The sequence below is a fragment of the Streptomyces sp. NPDC086777 genome, assembly GCF_040702065.1.
Taxonomy (GTDB): Bacteria; Actinomycetota; Actinomycetes; order Streptomycetales; family Streptomycetaceae; genus Streptomyces.
Genome location: NZ_JBFBJI010000018.1, coordinates 75,506 through 89,356, shown reverse-complemented (window position 1 = coordinate 89,356; position 13,851 = coordinate 75,506). Strand labels below are relative to the sequence as shown.

Sequence of the window (13,851 nt, the reverse complement as noted above, 5' to 3'; positions counted from 1 at the left end):
CCTTCAGGGCTCCGGCGGGGCCCGGCGGTGCGGCCGGGCCGGGCGCGGTCCGGGCGCGGCGGCCGGTGACGCGGTAGGTCCATTGCGGTCGTACGATCAGATCGGTCGCGCGGTGGCCGGTCGGGGCTCCCAAGGGGTCCGAACGGCCCGGAGAGATCATCAACGACTACCTCTGCCCATGTCTGACCGTTTTTGAGCGCTTATGGGGTGTGACTCGGGCCACGTAGATTGGGCGTAACGCTCTTGCGAACAACGCGATGACCTAAGAGGTGACAGCCGCGGAGGGAATACGGACGCCATTAATGGCGCTGTGCATCTCCCCGGCCCCCGCCCGCGCCGTCGGCCCATCCCCAAGCCGGCGGTCGGCTCCAGTCCGTCCCGGACGGGGCCGGAAGCCGTTTTCCAACGTTCCGAGAGGTTGTTCGTGTCGGCCAGCACATCCCGTACGCTCCCGCCGGAGATCGCCGAGTCCGTCTCTGTCATGGCTCTCATTGAGCGGGGAAAGGCTGAGGGGCAGATCGCCGGCGACGATGTGCGTCGGGCCTTCGAAGCTGACCAGATTCCGGCCACTCAGTGGAAGAACGTACTGCGCAGCCTCAACCAGATCCTTGAGGAAGAGGGTGTGACGCTGATGGTCAGTGCCGCGGAGCCCAAGCGCACCCGTAAGAGCGTCGCAGCGAAGAGTCCGGCCAAGCGCACCGCCACCAAGACGGTCGCCGCGAAGACGGTGACCACCAGGAAGGCCACCGCGACGGCGGCCCCCGCCGTGGCGTCCGCCGCCGTCGCCGACGACCCGGCCGAGGAGGCGGCGCCCGTGAAGAAGGCCGTTGCCAAGAAGGCCGCCCCCGCCGCCAAGAAGACGGTGGCCAAGAAGACCGCGACCGCCGCCGCCAAGAAGACGGTGGCCAAGAAGACCGCCGGGAAGAAGGACGACGCCGAGATCCTCGAGGACGAGGTCCTCGAGGAGGCCAAGGCGGGCGCCGAGGAGCCGGAGGGCACCGAGAGCGCGGGCTTCGTCCTGTCCGACGAGGACGAGGACGACGCGCCGGCGCAGCAGGTCGCCGCGGCCGGTGCCACCGCCGACCCGGTCAAGGACTACCTCAAGCAGATCGGCAAGGTCCCCCTGCTCAACGCCGAGCAGGAGGTCGAACTCGCCAAGCGTATCGAGGCCGGTCTGTTCGCCGAGGACAAGCTGGCCAACGCCGACAAGCTGGCCCCCAAGCTCAAGCGCGAGCTGGAGATCATCGCCGAGGACGGCCGCCGCGCCAAGAACCACCTCCTGGAGGCCAACCTCCGTCTGGTGGTCTCCCTGGCCAAGCGCTACACCGGCCGCGGCATGCTCTTCCTGGACCTCATCCAGGAGGGCAACCTCGGTCTGATCCGCGCGGTCGAGAAGTTCGACTACACCAAGGGCTACAAGTTCTCCACGTACGCCACCTGGTGGATCCGGCAGGCGATCACCCGTGCCATGGCCGACCAGGCCCGCACCATCCGTATCCCGGTGCACATGGTCGAGGTCATCAACAAGCTCGCGCGCGTGCAGCGCCAGATGCTCCAGGACCTGGGCCGCGAGCCCACCCCGGAGGAGCTGGCCAAGGAACTCGACATGACCCCCGAGAAGGTCATCGAGGTCCAGAAGTACGGCCGTGAGCCCATCTCCCTGCACACCCCGCTGGGTGAGGACGGCGACAGCGAGTTCGGCGACCTCATCGAGGACTCCGAGGCCGTCGTCCCCGCCGACGCCGTCAGCTTCACGCTCCTCCAGGAGCAGCTGCACTCGGTGCTGGACACCCTCTCCGAGCGCGAGGCCGGCGTCGTCTCCATGCGGTTCGGTCTCACCGACGGTCAGCCGAAGACCCTCGACGAGATCGGCAAGGTGTACGGCGTCACGCGTGAGCGCATCCGCCAGATCGAGTCCAAGACCATGTCGAAGCTGCGCCACCCGTCGCGCTCCCAGGTGCTGCGCGACTACCTCGACTGAGCCGCGTCCGTACGGCGCCGACGGCCCGGCCTCCCACCGCGGAGGCCGGGCCGTCGTGCTGCGCGGTGCGGTGCGCTGGATGACTCTGGGTGTCCCAGTCCCACCCAGAGTGAGGAGCGTGCATGCGCCGTTCTGTTGCCCCGGCCCTGATCCGGCCGCTGATCCTGGCGGCCGTCAGCGCGGCCATACCGCTGGCCACCACGTCTTCCGCCACCGCCGACAGCGTCGTGGTCGGCGGCTTCCCCGTCGACGTCTCCCAGGCTCCGTGGACGGTCGCACTGTCCAGCCGTGACCGGTTCGGAGGTACGCGCGCGGGTCAGTTCTGCGGCGGGGTGGCGATCGGCCGGACCACCGTGCTGACCGCCGCCCACTGCCTGGCCGACGACGTCATCGGCGGGCCGTCCGGCCGGGTCCGCGACCTCAAGGTCATCGCGGGCCGCACCGATCTGCTCGCCACCCAGGGCGAGGAGATCCCGGTGACCGCGGCCCGGATCAATCCGGGCTACGACCCTGACACGAACACCGGTGACTTCGCCGTCCTCACCCTTGCCGAGCCCCTGCCGGGCCGCGCGGTCATCGCGATGGCCCCCCGGGGGGACACCGCCTACGCGCCCGGTACCAGTGCCCTGGTCTCGGGGTGGGGAGACATCACGGGCGGCGGTGACTACTCGCGCCGGCTGTACGCGGCGCGGCTCCACGTGCTGCCGGACGCGACGTGCGAGCGGGCCTATCCCGGCGGCCCCGACGGCACCTACCGGTCGGACTCGATGGTGTGCGCGGGCGAGACCCGGGGCGGCCCTGACGCCTGCCAGGGCGACAGCGGCGGGCCGCTGATCGCCAAGGGGAAGCTGATCGGGCTCGTGTCGTGGGGCAGCGGCTGCGGGCGGCCGGGCAGTCCCGGCGTCTACACGCGCGTCTCGGAGGTCGTACGGGCGCTTGGTCCCGGGGGTGCCCTCAGCGGTTCACGCGGGCCTCACGGGCGCTCCTGAGGGCCCTGTAGCGGATACGACGAGGGCGGCCGCTCCCTGAGGGAGCGGCCGCCCTTCACCGGCCTGTGCCGGAGCTGGCTCGTCGTGGATGCGAGAGGTCAGCGCTCATCTTCGGAGGCGGTGGCGGGAACGGAGGTCAGCCGTTCCGTCTCGTCCTGTATCTCAGCGGCGATCTTCTTGAGTTCCGGCTCGAACTTGCGACCGTGGTGGGCGCAGAAGAGCAGTTCTCCGCCGCTGAGCAGCACGACGCGCAGGTATGCCTGGGCGCCGCAGCGGTCGCAGCGATCGGCGGCCGTCAGGTGGCTCGCGGGGGTCAGAACAGTAGTCACGTCGCCTCTTCTCTAGCTCGACGAGCTGTCGTACCAGGGTCAACATCCAACCAGCCCGAAAACGTTCCCGCTCGGGGCTTCTCCTCGAAAAAAATCTTTCGAGGTGGCCGTCTGCTGCCGGTTGGCGGCGAATGTGCCGTATTGCGTCGTCTTAGGTGCTTACGGGTTCGCGCGGTTCATCGGTCTCATCCTCCCGGCCGGGTTGCCGGTTGTTTGTGAGGACGTGCCCGGAGCCTAAATGGTTCATGCCTCGAAGGGAACGTGATATGTACTTCACTCCATCGAGGGATCGAACACGCATACGACCCTGGACTAGTGTGAGTTCATGACGAGGGTGGCGTTACAACGGCTCTACCAGGCCTCGGTACCCTCTGAGCGGCGACCGAAGCCGGCCCCTTACCCCAAAGGGGCCCCATTGAAATTCAGCGAGGAGCGAACCGCGTGACCGCCGATACGTCCGTGCCGTCCACAGCGCTGCTGGCAGGAGCAGACCGGGACGGTTCCAACTACACCGCGCGGCACCTGCTCGTCCTTGAGGGCCTCGAAGCCGTGCGCAAGCGCCCCGGCATGTACATCGGCTCCACCGACAGCCGGGGCCTGATGCACTGCCTGTGGGAGATCATCGACAACGCCGTGGACGAGGCCCTCGGCGGGTACTGCGACCACATCGACGTCATCCTTCACGACGACGGCTCCGTGGAGGTCCGGGACAACGGCCGCGGCATCCCCGTGGACGTCGAGCCCAAGACCGGCCTGTCCGGTGTCGAGGTCGTCATGACCAAGCTGCACGCCGGCGGCAAGTTCGGCGGTGGCTCCTACGCGGCCTCCGGCGGTCTGCACGGCGTCGGCGCCTCCGTGGTCAACGCGCTCTCCGCGCGTCTCGACGTCGAGGTCGACCGCGGCGGCAGCGTGCACGCCATCAGCTTCCGCCGTGGGGTGCCCGGGGTCTTCGCCGGTGCCGGCCCGGACGGCAAGTTCGAGGCCGGGAGCGGGCTGCGCAAGACCAAGCGGGTGCCCAAGACCCGGGTCGGCACGCGCGTGCGCTACTGGGCCGACCGCCAGATCTTCCTCAAGGACGCCAAGCTCTCCCTGGACACGCTGCACCAGCGAGCCCGCCAGACCGCGTTCCTGGTGCCCGGCCTGACCATCGTCGTCCGCGACGAGTACGGCCTCGGCGAGGGCGGCAGCAAGGGCGAGGAGTCGTTCCGTTTCGACGGCGGCATCAGCGAGTTCTGCGAGTACCTGGCCACCGACAAGCCGGTCTGTGACGTCCTCCGTTTCTCCGGACAGGGCACCTTCAAGGAGACCGTCCCGGTCCTGGACGAACACGGCCAGATGACCCCCACCGAGGTCACCCGCGAACTCGGCGTCGACGTGGCGCTGCGCTGGGGCACCGGCTACGACCAGAACCTCAGGTCGTTCGTCAACATCATCGCCACGCCCAAGGGCGGCACCCATGTGGCCGGCTTCGAGCAGGCCGTCCGCGAGACCCTCAACGAGGCGTTGCGCGCCAAGAAGCTGCTGCGCGTCGCCGAGGACGACATCGTCAAGGACGACGCCCTGGAGGGCCTCACCGCCGTCGTCACCGTCCGGCTCGCCGAGCCGCAGTTCGAGGGCCAGACCAAGGAGGTCCTCGGTACCTCGGCGGCCCGCCGGATCGTGAACAGCGTGATCTCCAGGGAACTGAAGGCGTTCCTCACCTCCACCAAGCGCGACGCCGCCGCCCAGGCCCGCGTGGTCATGGAGAAGGTGGTCGCTGCCGCGCGGACCCGCATCGCGGCCCGCCAGCACAAGGACGCGCAGCGCCGCAAGACGGCCCTGGAGTCCTCGTCCCTGCCTGCCAAGCTCGCCGACTGCCGCAGCGACGACGTCGAGCGCAGCGAGCTGTTCATCGTCGAGGGGGACTCCGCGCTCGGTACGGCGAAGCTCGCCCGGAACTCCGAGTTCCAGGCCCTGCTGCCGATCCGCGGCAAGATCCTCAACGTCCAGCGGTCCTCGGTGACGGACATGCTGAAGAACGCCGAGTGCGGGGCGATCATCCAGGTCATAGGGGCGGGTTCCGGCCGCACCTTCGACATCGACGCGGCCCGCTACGGCAAGATCATCATGATGACCGACGCCGACGTCGACGGGTCGCACATCCGCTGCCTGTTGCTGACGCTGTTCCAGCGGTACATGCGGCCCATGGTCGAGGCCGGCCGGGTCTTCGCCGCGGTGCCGCCGCTGCACCGCATCGAGATCGTCCAGCCCAAGAAGGGCCAGGACAAGTACGTGTACACGTACTCGGACCGCGAGCTGCGCGACAAGCTCATGGAGTTCCAGAGCAAGGGCGTCCGGTACAAGGACTCCATCCAGCGTTACAAGGGTCTCGGCGAGATGGACGCCGACCAGCTGGCCGAGACGACGATGGACCCCCGCCACCGCACCCTGCGCCGCATCAACCTCTCCGACCTGGAGGCGGCCGAACAGGTCTTCGACCTTCTGATGGGCAATGACGTGGCTCCCCGCAAGGAGTTCATCTCCGGTTCGGCGGCGACGCTGGACAGGTCGCGGATCGACGCGTAATCGCCGGGCCGGGCTGCAGCCGAAGAGGTCGCCGGTGGGCCCCGGTGCCGGTGCCGGGGCACGCGGCGCGGGGCTCGGGGCCTCGGTGGCCGGGGTGCGGTGGGCCGGACGGCCGAAGTGCGCCGTCCGGTCGGCCCGTCCGGCCAGTACACCGGCGCCGACTGTCCGGCCCGGGTCCGACCGGGTCAGATCGGGTCCGACCGGGTCAGATCGGGTCCGGTCGGAGGCCGGGTGGCGGCGGAGCGGTGGTCTGCGCGGTGTCGTGACTGCTCCGGGATGCCTGCTGCGTCCTCCCGCCATAGCGGGATGCCTGCTGCGTTCTCCCGCCATAGGGCGACCGGCTGTGGTGTGAGGCGTCCGTCGATCTTGGCGCGGTATGCCCGGCGGGTGCTCTGCGGCGAGCGCAGGCCCACGTGTCCGCGTTTCCCTGGTTCTGTTTTCGTGCGAGGCCGGTCCGCCGTGGTGCGCCGGGCCCACCGGTCGCCCTGCGGCGGTGTCCAGCGCGGCGGCTTCGCGAAGCGCTTGCGTTGTGACGCCGGCTGAGCGTTCGTGGTGCTTGCGGTGCCGACCGAGCGCCGGCGGTGCTCGTGATGCCCCGCCCGCCGGTCCCACCGCCCCGTCGCTCGGCTCGGCTGCGGCCTGTCGGCCGCCCCTGTGGCGCCGCGTGGGGTTCTCCACCCGGGGGTGGAGGGATCCCGCTCGTCGGAATCCACCCGTGATCCACCCCCGCTCCGATCTGCTGACCTGCGCATTTCCGTAGCGTTGAAGGCGTCGGCAGCTCCCGCTCCCGGCACCGCCCCTTCCCGCTCACGGAGGCTTTGATGCCCGGGCTCGTCAACGCGTTGCTGATCGTGGCCGTCGTCGTCGTGGTGATCGTGCGCCAGTTCCGCGCCCGTCCGATCGACACGGGCAGGCGCTGGTGGCTGGTGCCCGTGGTCCTCGCGGTCGTCGCGCTGCGTGAGCCCGGGATACTCGACGCCCACCACCGCACCGCCTCCGCCGCGCTGCTCAGCACGGAACTGCTGGTGGGACTCGTGATAGGTGCCGCCTGGGCCTGGACCACCCGGGTGTGGCGAGAAGGCGACGGCGTCGTGTGGACGAAGAGCACCAAGGCCAGCGCATTCGTCTGGTTCGGCGGCATAGCCCTGCGGGTGGGGCTCTACGCTCTCGGAGCCGCCGTCGGCGTCCGCCAGGACAGCGCGGCCCTCATGCTCGGACTCGCGGTGACCCTGCTGGTGCGGGCCGGCATCCTCGTCTGGCGCGCGCAGTCGCTCCCCTCCGCCGCCTCCGCGAGCGGTCCTGCCCGGGCGTACGGTGACGGCATGGCCCGGGTCACCAGGAAGGAAGGCGTGTGACGGAGAACGCCTGGACACGCTGGCCCTCGCGAGAAGCGCTGAGCCGGGAGGGGCTCTCCCGGCCCCGGCGGTCCCTCGCCTGGGGCGTGCGACTGATGGTGCTCGCCCTGCTGTTGTGGAGCGCCTTCACCCAGTCGCACGTCCGCGGCTGGGAGGCGGCCGCCGCGGTGGCGGGGGTTGTCGCGACCGCCGTGGTCGCCTGGGGTTTCTTCCGGACCACCTATGCCCACCGGCTCGTGCCGTCCCTGGGGCTCATCAGCGTCCTCCTCGCCATCGCGGTGGTGGCGGAGACCACCGGCTTCCAGGGACCGGCCCTCGTGATCTGGTGCGGCTGCGGCATCTCCGCCCTGGAGCGGCTGCCGGTCGCGATTGCCGTACCCGTCGCCGCGGTGGCCCTGGCCTCGTACTCCGCGTTCAACAACGACGTGTGGCTGACCACCGCGGCCACCGTCGTCGGAATGGTTCTCGCCGGCTATGTCATGCGACTCGACGCCGAGGCCCGGGGGAGCGCCCAGCGGCTGCTCGCCCAGGAGCGTGCCGCGAGAGCGGCGGAGGCCGAGTCGGCGGCGCTGGGGGAGCGGGCCAGGATCGCGCGGGAGATCCACGACGTGCTGGCCCACAGCCTCTCGGCGCAGATGGTGCACCTGGAGGCCGCGCGGTTGCTGATCGAGCGCGGAGCCGACCGGGAGCAGATCCTCGAACGGGTGGTCGCCGCCCGGGGCATGGCCCGCGACGGACTCGCCGAGACCCGCCAGGCCCTGTCCGCCCTGCGTGGTGAGCTCACCCCACTGGAGGACTTCCTGACCGAACTCGCCGGTTCGACCGACGGCGCCGAGGTCACCGTGACGGGTGAACGCAGATCCCTGTCCGCGGAGGCGTCGCAGACCGTGCGGCGTGTCGCCCAGGAGGCGTTGACCAACGTGCGCAAGCACGCCCACGGCGCCAAGGTCCAGGTGTGGCTGGACTACAGCGAGCACGAAGTGGCACTGAACGTACGGGACTCGGGCGGTCGTCCCGGCGAGCTCAGCGGCGCCGGCGGCGGGTACGGTCTGCTGGGTATGCGGGAACGGGCCGAGCTGTTGGGCGGGTCGCTGGAGGCAGGGCGTGACGACGAGGGGTTCGAGGTGAGGTTGAGGGTGCCCGTATGACGGAGACGGAGGGGGAGAGGAAGCCCGCACGGGTCGTGGTCGCCGACGACCAGACGGTGGTCAGGGAGGGGATCGTGATGCTCCTCGGGCTGCTGCCCGGCGTGGAGGTCGTCGGAGCGGCGGGTGACGGGGAGGAGGCGGTCCGGCTGGTCGCGGAACTCTCCCCGGACGTGGTCCTGATGGACCTGAGGATGCCGCGCTGCGACGGCGTGGAGGCGACCCGGCGGATCCGGTCGGAGTACCCCGGGACGCAGGTGGTGGTGCTGACGACGTTCGCGGACGACGAGTCGCTGTTCCCGGCGCTGCGGGCCGGTGCCCGTGGTTACCTGACCAAGGACGCGGGCGGGGACGAGATCGTGCGCGCCGTGCAGAGCGTGCTGTCGGGAGACGCGGGGCTGTCGCCGAGCATCCAGCGGAGGCTGCTGGAGCGGCTGTCACAGCCCGAACCGGCGCCCGTGGCCACCGAGTCGCCCGACGGGCTGACGGCGCGGGAGACCGAGGTCCTCGTGCTCATCGCGGAGGGGTTCACCAACCAGGAGATCGCCCGGAAGCTGCACGTCTCCACCGCGACCGTGAAGACACACATCAACAACCTGTTCGCCAAGACGGGCCTCAAGGACCGGGCGCAGGCGGTGCGTTACGCCTACGGGAAGGGACTGGTGCGGCCACCAGCGGATTGAGTCACCTGATGGGGTGAAGACCCAGGGGAAGAAGAGTCGGGGATGTTCCCGATCTGTCCATCCTTGGGCATGCAGTCAAGCAACGGGCGTCGCCGCGACGGCGGGGACGGCTCCGAGAGTTCGGCCGGGCGACACGAGGACCAGGGCGAGTACGGCGTGGCCTCCCGGGAAGTCAGGTACGAGGACCCCTGGTACGACGCGCTGGCATCCGGCTGGGGTGAGCGGGACGGCACCGGGGAGCCCCCGCCGGCCGTACCCGGCGCGCGAACGGAGCGGGACGGGGCGGCTGTTCGCACCCGTGACGTCTACCTGGAGGTGCAGCGCAGCGCGGCCTTCCAGGAGGTGCGCAGCCGGTACCGCAGATTCGTGGTGCCGGGGGTCGCCGTCTTCCTCACCTGGTACGTGGCATACGTGGTCGCCGCGACGACGGCGCCCGGGCTGATGGCGCGGCCCGTCGCCGGAGCGGTGAACGTGGCGATGGTGGCGGGGCTCGGGCAGTTCCTCACCACGTTCCTGCTCACCTGGGCCTACGCCCGGCACGCGCGGTTGCGCAGGGACCGGGCCGCGCTGGAGTTGCGCTGGGACACCCAGGAGCTGACCCGGGGTGTGCAGGGTGGAGCGTCATGACGGGGCAGCATCAGACGCTGGCATTGCTGCTGTTCAGCGCCTTCGTCGCCGTGACGCTCGGAATCACGACGTGGGTGAGCCGGAAGCGGCATGGTTCGGCGGATGAGTTCTATGCCGGTGGTCGGCTCTTCTCCCCGATGGAAAATGGTTTTGCCATCGCGGGTGACTACATGTCGGCGGCCTCCTTCCTGGGCGTGACGGGGCTCATCGCGCTGTTCGGCTACGACGGGCTGCTGTACGCGGTCGGGTTCCTGGTCGCGTGGCTCGTCGTGCTGTTCCTGGTGGCCGAACTGGTGCGGAACTGCGGGCGGTTCACGCTGGCCGACGTGGTCGCGGCGCGGATGAGCGAGCGGCCGGTGCGGATCGCGGTGGGGGCGTCGTCGGTCACCGTGTCCGTTTTCTATCTGGTGGCGCAAATGGTGGGTGCGGGCAGTCTGGTCGCGCTGCTGCTGGGGCGGACCAGCGGGGCGGCGCAGGCGTGGACGGTCATCGGGGTCGGCGCGCTGATGGTGATCTACGTGTCGCTGGGCGGGATGCGGGCCACCACCTGGATCCAGATCGTGAAGGCGGTGCTGCTGATGGGCGGGGCGGTCGCGCTGACCGTGCTGGTGCTGCTGCGTTTCCACGGCGACGTCGACCGACTGCTGCTCACGGCCGCCGACCGCAGTGGACACGGGAGGTCGTTCCTGGCGCCGGGGCTCAAGTACGGCGGGAACTGGAGTGCGCGGCTGGACTTCATCAGCCTGGGGCTGGCGCTGGTGCTGGGCACGGCGGGCCTGCCGCACATCCTGTCCCGCTTCTACACAGTGCCGACCGCGCGGGCGGCGCGCCGTTCCGTGGTCTGGTCGATCGGGCTGATCGGGAGCTTCTACTTGATGACGTTCGTGCTCGGCTTCGGGGCGGCGGCCGTGGTCGGGCCGGACGCGGTGCGTGCGTCGAACGAGGCGGGGAACACGGCGGTGCCGCTGCTGGCACTCGATCTGGGCGGCGGTGCGGGCTCCACGGGTGGGACCATTCTGTTCGCGATCGTCGCCGCCGTCGCCTTCGCGACGATCCTCGCCGTGGTCGCCGGGATCACCCTCGCCTCCTCCGCGTCGGTCGCCCACGACCTCTACGCCACCCTGCGCAGGCCGCACGCCAGGCAGCGCAGCGAGGTCGCGGTGGCGCGCATGGCGGCGGTCGGCATCGGCGTCGTGGCGATCGCGCTGGGCCTGCTGGCCCGGGACATGAACGTCGCCTTCCTGGTGGGGCTCGCCTTCGCGGTCGCGGCCTCCGCGAACCTGCCGGTGCTGCTCTACTCGCTGTTCTGGCGGAACTTCACGACGCGCGGCGCGGTCTGGGCCGTATACGGCGGGCTCGTGCCCGCGCTGGCGCTGGTCGCGCTGTCCCCGGTGGTGTCCGGGAGCCCCGGGGCGCTGTTCCCGGGGGTGGACTTCCAGTACTTCCCGTTGCAGAACCCGGGGATCGTCTCCATCCCCCTCGGGTTCCTGGCCGGCTGGCTCGGCACGGTCACCTCGGACGAGGTCCCGGACGAGGCCCGGCACGCGGAGACCGAGGTGCGGTCGCTGACGGGGGCGGGGGCCGTTTAGAGGTGCCCGGAGCGGCTACGGCGCCACCCAGGCGTAGCGGTGCTCCGGGCGGCCCGTGTCGCCGTACTTCAGGGAGAGGCGGAGGCGGCCGGCCTGTTCCAGGTGGCGGAGGTAGCGCTGGGCGGTGGAGCGGCTGAGGCCGGTCTCGGCGGCGACCTCGTGAGCGGAGAGCGGGTGGTCGGCGCGGTGCAGGACGCCGCAGATGAGGTCCGTCGTGGGCTCGGACTGTCCGCTGGGCAGGCCGGGCGCGGACGGCGCCGGTGAGGTGCGCAGGGCGCCGAAGATGCGGTCGACCTGTTCCTGGCCCGTCAGCCCCCGGCCGCCGACCCGGTCGACGGTACGGCGCAGGGCCGCGTAGGAGTCCAGGCGGGTGCGCAGGGCGGCGAAGGTGAACGGCTTGACCAGGTAGTGCAGGGCGCCCAGGCGCATCGCCCTCTGGACGGTGGTCACATCGCTGGCCGCCGTGATCATGATGACGTCGGTGCCGTGACCCTGCTCCCGCATCTGGTGGACGAGTTCGAGGCCGGTCCGGTCCGGCAGGTAGTGGTCCAGCAGGACCAGGTCGATGGCGCCGCGGTTCACGGCGGCCAGGGCCTGGGCGGCACTGTGCGCGCGGGCGGCCACCCGGAAGCCGGGAACCTTCCCCACGTACTTGGCGTTTATCTCGGCGACGCGGAAGTCGTCGTCGACCACCAGGACGTCAATCATCAGGCCTCTCCTTCAAGGCCGGCGAGCGTTAAGCCCGTGTTTCGTCTGCGCAGTTGTAGCGCGAGCAAAAAGAGCACAACAGGTGCTTGCGAGCAAAAGAACGGCTTGCGCCCAGAAGACTGCTGTCGTGGTCCGAGTCACACCTACCGTCCCGGCCCATGAGCGCAGACACCAGCCCCGCCATCGAGCTGCGGGGCGCGAGCAAGATCTTCAAGACCCCGTCGGGGGGTCTGCACACGGCTGTGCGCGACCTCGACCTCACCGTCGGACGCGGTGAGTTCGTGGCCGTCGTGGGGCCGACGGGCTGCGGCAAGTCCACCACGCTGACCCTGGTCAGCGGCCTGGAGGAGCCCACCGAGGGCGAGGTGCTGGTGGCCGGTGAACCGGTCGGGGGCGTCGGCGACAAGGTCGGCTTCGTCTTCCAGCAGGACGCCACCTTCCCCTGGCGGACCGTGCTCTCCAACGTGATGGCCGGCCCCCGCTTCCGGGGCGTGCCCAAGGCGGAGGCCAAGGAGAAGGCCCGTGCCTGGCTGGCCAAGGTCGGCCTCGCCGCCTTCGAGGACCGCTATCCGCACCAGCTCTCCGGCGGTCAGCGCAAGCGCGTGGCGCTCGCCGCGACCTTCGTCAACGACCCCGAGATCCTGCTCATGGACGAGCCGTTCTCCGCGCTCGACGTGCAGACCCGGGCCCTGATGTCGGACGAACTCCTCGAACTGTGGGAGGGCACGGGCGCCTCGGTCGTCTTCGTCACCCACGACCTGGAGGAGTCCATCGCGCTGGCCGACAAGGTCGTCGTCATGACCGCCGGGCCCGCGACCGTGAAGCAGGTCTTCGAGATCGACCTGCCCCGTCCCCGCAAGGTCGAGTCGGTGCGTCTGGAGCCGCGGTTCATCGAGATCTACCGCGAGATCTGGGAGTCCCTCGGCGAAGAGGTCCGCATCACCCGTGAGAGGGGTGCCGCCCATGTCGCCTGAGACGCTCAGCACACCGGTCGTCGACACGGTCAAGGCCGGCCCGGATCGCGCGCGGTCGCGGGCCCAGGCCGCCCGCAGACGCAGGGCGATCGTGTTCGCCGTACGCGTGCTGCTGCTGGTGGCCGTCCTCGGCCTGTGGGAGGTCCTGTCCCGGGCCGAGGTCATCGACCCCTTCAACTTCTCCATGCCGTCGAAGATCTGGGACCAGATCTGGACCTGGATGACCCACGGCACCGCGCTCGGCTCCCTGGGCGAGCAGATCTGGTACACGCTCTACGAGGCGCTGCTCGGCTGGGTCATCGGTGTCATCGCCGGTGTGGTCTTCGGTATCGCGCTCGGGCGGATCGCCTTCCTCGCCGACGTCCTCGGTCCCTACATCAAGGTGCTCAACTCGATCCCCAGGATCGTGCTCGCCCCGATCTTCGTGATCTGGTTCGGGCTCGGCGCATCCTCGAAGGTCGCCTCGGCCGTCGTGCTGGTGTTCTTCCCGGTGTTCTTCAACGCCTTCCAGGGCGCCCGCGAGGTCGACCGCAACCTGGTCGCCAACGCCCGGATCCTCGGCGCGAGCGACCGCAGGGTGACCCTCCAGGTCGTCATCCCGTCCGCCACCTCGTGGATCTTCACCAGCCTCCACGTCAGCTTCGGCTTCGCCCTCATCGGCGCCATCGTCGGCGAGTACATCGGCGCCACCAAGGGCATCGGCCTGCTCGTCGCGCAGTCGCAGGGCACCTTCAACGCGGCCGGTGTGTACGCCGCGATGGTCATCCTCGCTGTCGTCGCGCTCGCCGCCGAAGGGCTGCTCACCTTCGCCGAACGCCGCATCTTCCGGTGGAAGCCGTCGGACTCCGACAGCTGACCCCGCTCCGCCGCCCCTCCCCGCACCGCCTTCTCACAAGGACGTGAACC

12 protein-coding genes are annotated in these 13,851 nt (G+C 70.2%); 10 read left to right on the top strand and 2 right to left on the bottom strand.

Annotated features, from left to right (window positions below; all coding sequences use genetic code 11):
* The first annotated feature begins 424 nt into the window (after window positions 1-424).
* Entirely contained in the window at window positions 425-1,981 is a 1,557-nt protein-coding gene (locus AB0472_RS24960; RefSeq protein ID WP_366359111.1) for an RNA polymerase sigma factor, read from the top strand.
* Between the two features lie 122 nt (window positions 1,982-2,103).
* Window positions 2,104-2,970 carry a serine protease gene (locus tag AB0472_RS24955; RefSeq protein WP_366359109.1) on the top strand — a complete coding sequence of 289 codons (867 nt, stop codon included), beginning with the start codon at window positions 2,104-2,106 and terminating at the stop codon, window positions 2,968-2,970.
* A 98-nt stretch (window positions 2,971-3,068) separates the two neighbouring features.
* Here the strand turns inward: AB0472_RS24955 and AB0472_RS24950 are convergent, their stop codons facing one another.
* A complete protein-coding gene (locus tag AB0472_RS24950; protein ID WP_365712001.1) occupies window positions 3,069-3,299 on the bottom strand; it encodes a hypothetical protein in 231 nt (76 codons plus the stop codon).
* 441 nt (window positions 3,300-3,740) lie between these two features.
* Here AB0472_RS24950 and AB0472_RS24945 point away from each other — a divergent pair, with 441 nt between their 5' ends.
* The 6 genes from AB0472_RS24945 to AB0472_RS24920 all read left to right on the top strand — a co-directional run bounded on the left by AB0472_RS24945 (window position 3,741) and on the right by AB0472_RS24920 (window position 11,263).
* The gene (locus AB0472_RS24945; protein ID WP_366359107.1) at window positions 3,741-5,864 is read left to right on the top strand and encodes a DNA topoisomerase IV subunit B; all 2,124 of its coding nucleotides are present in this window, start codon (window positions 3,741-3,743) and stop codon (window positions 5,862-5,864) included.
* 821 nt (window positions 5,865-6,685) lie between these two features.
* A complete protein-coding gene (locus AB0472_RS24940; RefSeq protein ID WP_366359105.1) occupies window positions 6,686-7,219 on the top strand; it encodes a DUF1453 domain-containing protein in 534 nt (177 codons plus the stop codon).
* The gene (locus AB0472_RS24935) at window positions 7,216-8,367 is read left to right on the top strand and encodes a histidine kinase (RefSeq protein ID WP_366359104.1); all 1,152 of its coding nucleotides are present in this window, start codon (window positions 7,216-7,218) and stop codon (window positions 8,365-8,367) included. The genes AB0472_RS24940 and AB0472_RS24935 overlap by 4 nt, the downstream gene beginning before the upstream one ends.
* On the top strand, window positions 8,364-9,047 hold the full coding sequence (locus AB0472_RS24930; RefSeq protein ID WP_366359102.1) for a response regulator transcription factor: 684 nt from the start codon (window positions 8,364-8,366) through the stop codon (window positions 9,045-9,047). Before AB0472_RS24935 ends, AB0472_RS24930 begins: the two co-directional genes overlap by 4 nt.
* Window positions 9,048-9,116: 69 nt before the next feature.
* The gene (locus tag AB0472_RS24925; RefSeq protein WP_366359100.1) at window positions 9,117-9,674 is read left to right on the top strand and encodes a DUF485 domain-containing protein; all 558 of its coding nucleotides are present in this window, start codon (window positions 9,117-9,119) and stop codon (window positions 9,672-9,674) included.
* Window positions 9,671-11,263 carry a cation acetate symporter gene (locus AB0472_RS24920; RefSeq protein ID WP_366359098.1) on the top strand — a complete coding sequence of 531 codons (1,593 nt, stop codon included), beginning with the start codon at window positions 9,671-9,673 and terminating at the stop codon, window positions 11,261-11,263. The genes AB0472_RS24925 and AB0472_RS24920 overlap by 4 nt, the downstream gene beginning before the upstream one ends.
* 15 nt (window positions 11,264-11,278) lie before the next feature.
* Here the strand turns inward: AB0472_RS24920 and AB0472_RS24915 are convergent, their stop codons facing one another.
* Window positions 11,279-11,971, bottom strand: a complete 693-nt coding sequence (locus tag AB0472_RS24915; protein WP_366359096.1) for a response regulator — start codon at window positions 11,969-11,971, stop codon at window positions 11,279-11,281.
* 158 nt (window positions 11,972-12,129) lie between these two features.
* Between AB0472_RS24915 and AB0472_RS24910 the strand changes: the two genes are divergently transcribed.
* Entirely contained in the window at window positions 12,130-12,945 is an 816-nt protein-coding gene (locus AB0472_RS24910) for an ABC transporter ATP-binding protein (protein WP_366359094.1), read from the top strand.
* Complete coding sequence (locus AB0472_RS24905; RefSeq protein WP_366359092.1) at window positions 12,935-13,801, top strand: ABC transporter permease; 867 nt, start codon at window positions 12,935-12,937, stop codon at window positions 13,799-13,801. The genes AB0472_RS24910 and AB0472_RS24905 overlap by 11 nt, the downstream gene beginning before the upstream one ends.
* Window positions 13,802-13,851 lie beyond the last annotated feature (50 nt).

What these genes read in the sequence shown, in the direction of transcription:
- AB0472_RS24905 (WP_366359092.1), top strand. Translation starts at nt 12,935, where the DNA reads ATGTCGCCTGAGACGCTCAGCACACCGGTCGTCGACACGGTCAAGGCC.
- AB0472_RS24925 (WP_366359100.1), top strand. Translation starts at nt 9,117, where the DNA reads ATGCAGTCAAGCAACGGGCGTCGCCGCGACGGCGGGGACGGCTCCGAG.
- AB0472_RS24955 (WP_366359109.1), top strand. Translation starts at nt 2,104, where the DNA reads ATGCGCCGTTCTGTTGCCCCGGCCCTGATCCGGCCGCTGATCCTGGCG.
- AB0472_RS24910 (WP_366359094.1), top strand. Translation starts at nt 12,130, where the DNA reads ATGAGCGCAGACACCAGCCCCGCCATCGAGCTGCGGGGCGCGAGCAAG.
- AB0472_RS24940 (WP_366359105.1), top strand. Translation starts at nt 6,686, where the DNA reads ATGCCCGGGCTCGTCAACGCGTTGCTGATCGTGGCCGTCGTCGTCGTG.
- AB0472_RS24930 (WP_366359102.1), top strand. Translation starts at nt 8,364, where the DNA reads ATGACGGAGACGGAGGGGGAGAGGAAGCCCGCACGGGTCGTGGTCGCC.
- AB0472_RS24920 (WP_366359098.1), top strand. Translation starts at nt 9,671, where the DNA reads ATGACGGGGCAGCATCAGACGCTGGCATTGCTGCTGTTCAGCGCCTTC.
- AB0472_RS24915 (WP_366359096.1), bottom strand. Translation starts at nt 11,971, where the DNA reads ATGATTGACGTCCTGGTGGTCGACGACGACTTCCGCGTCGCCGAGATA.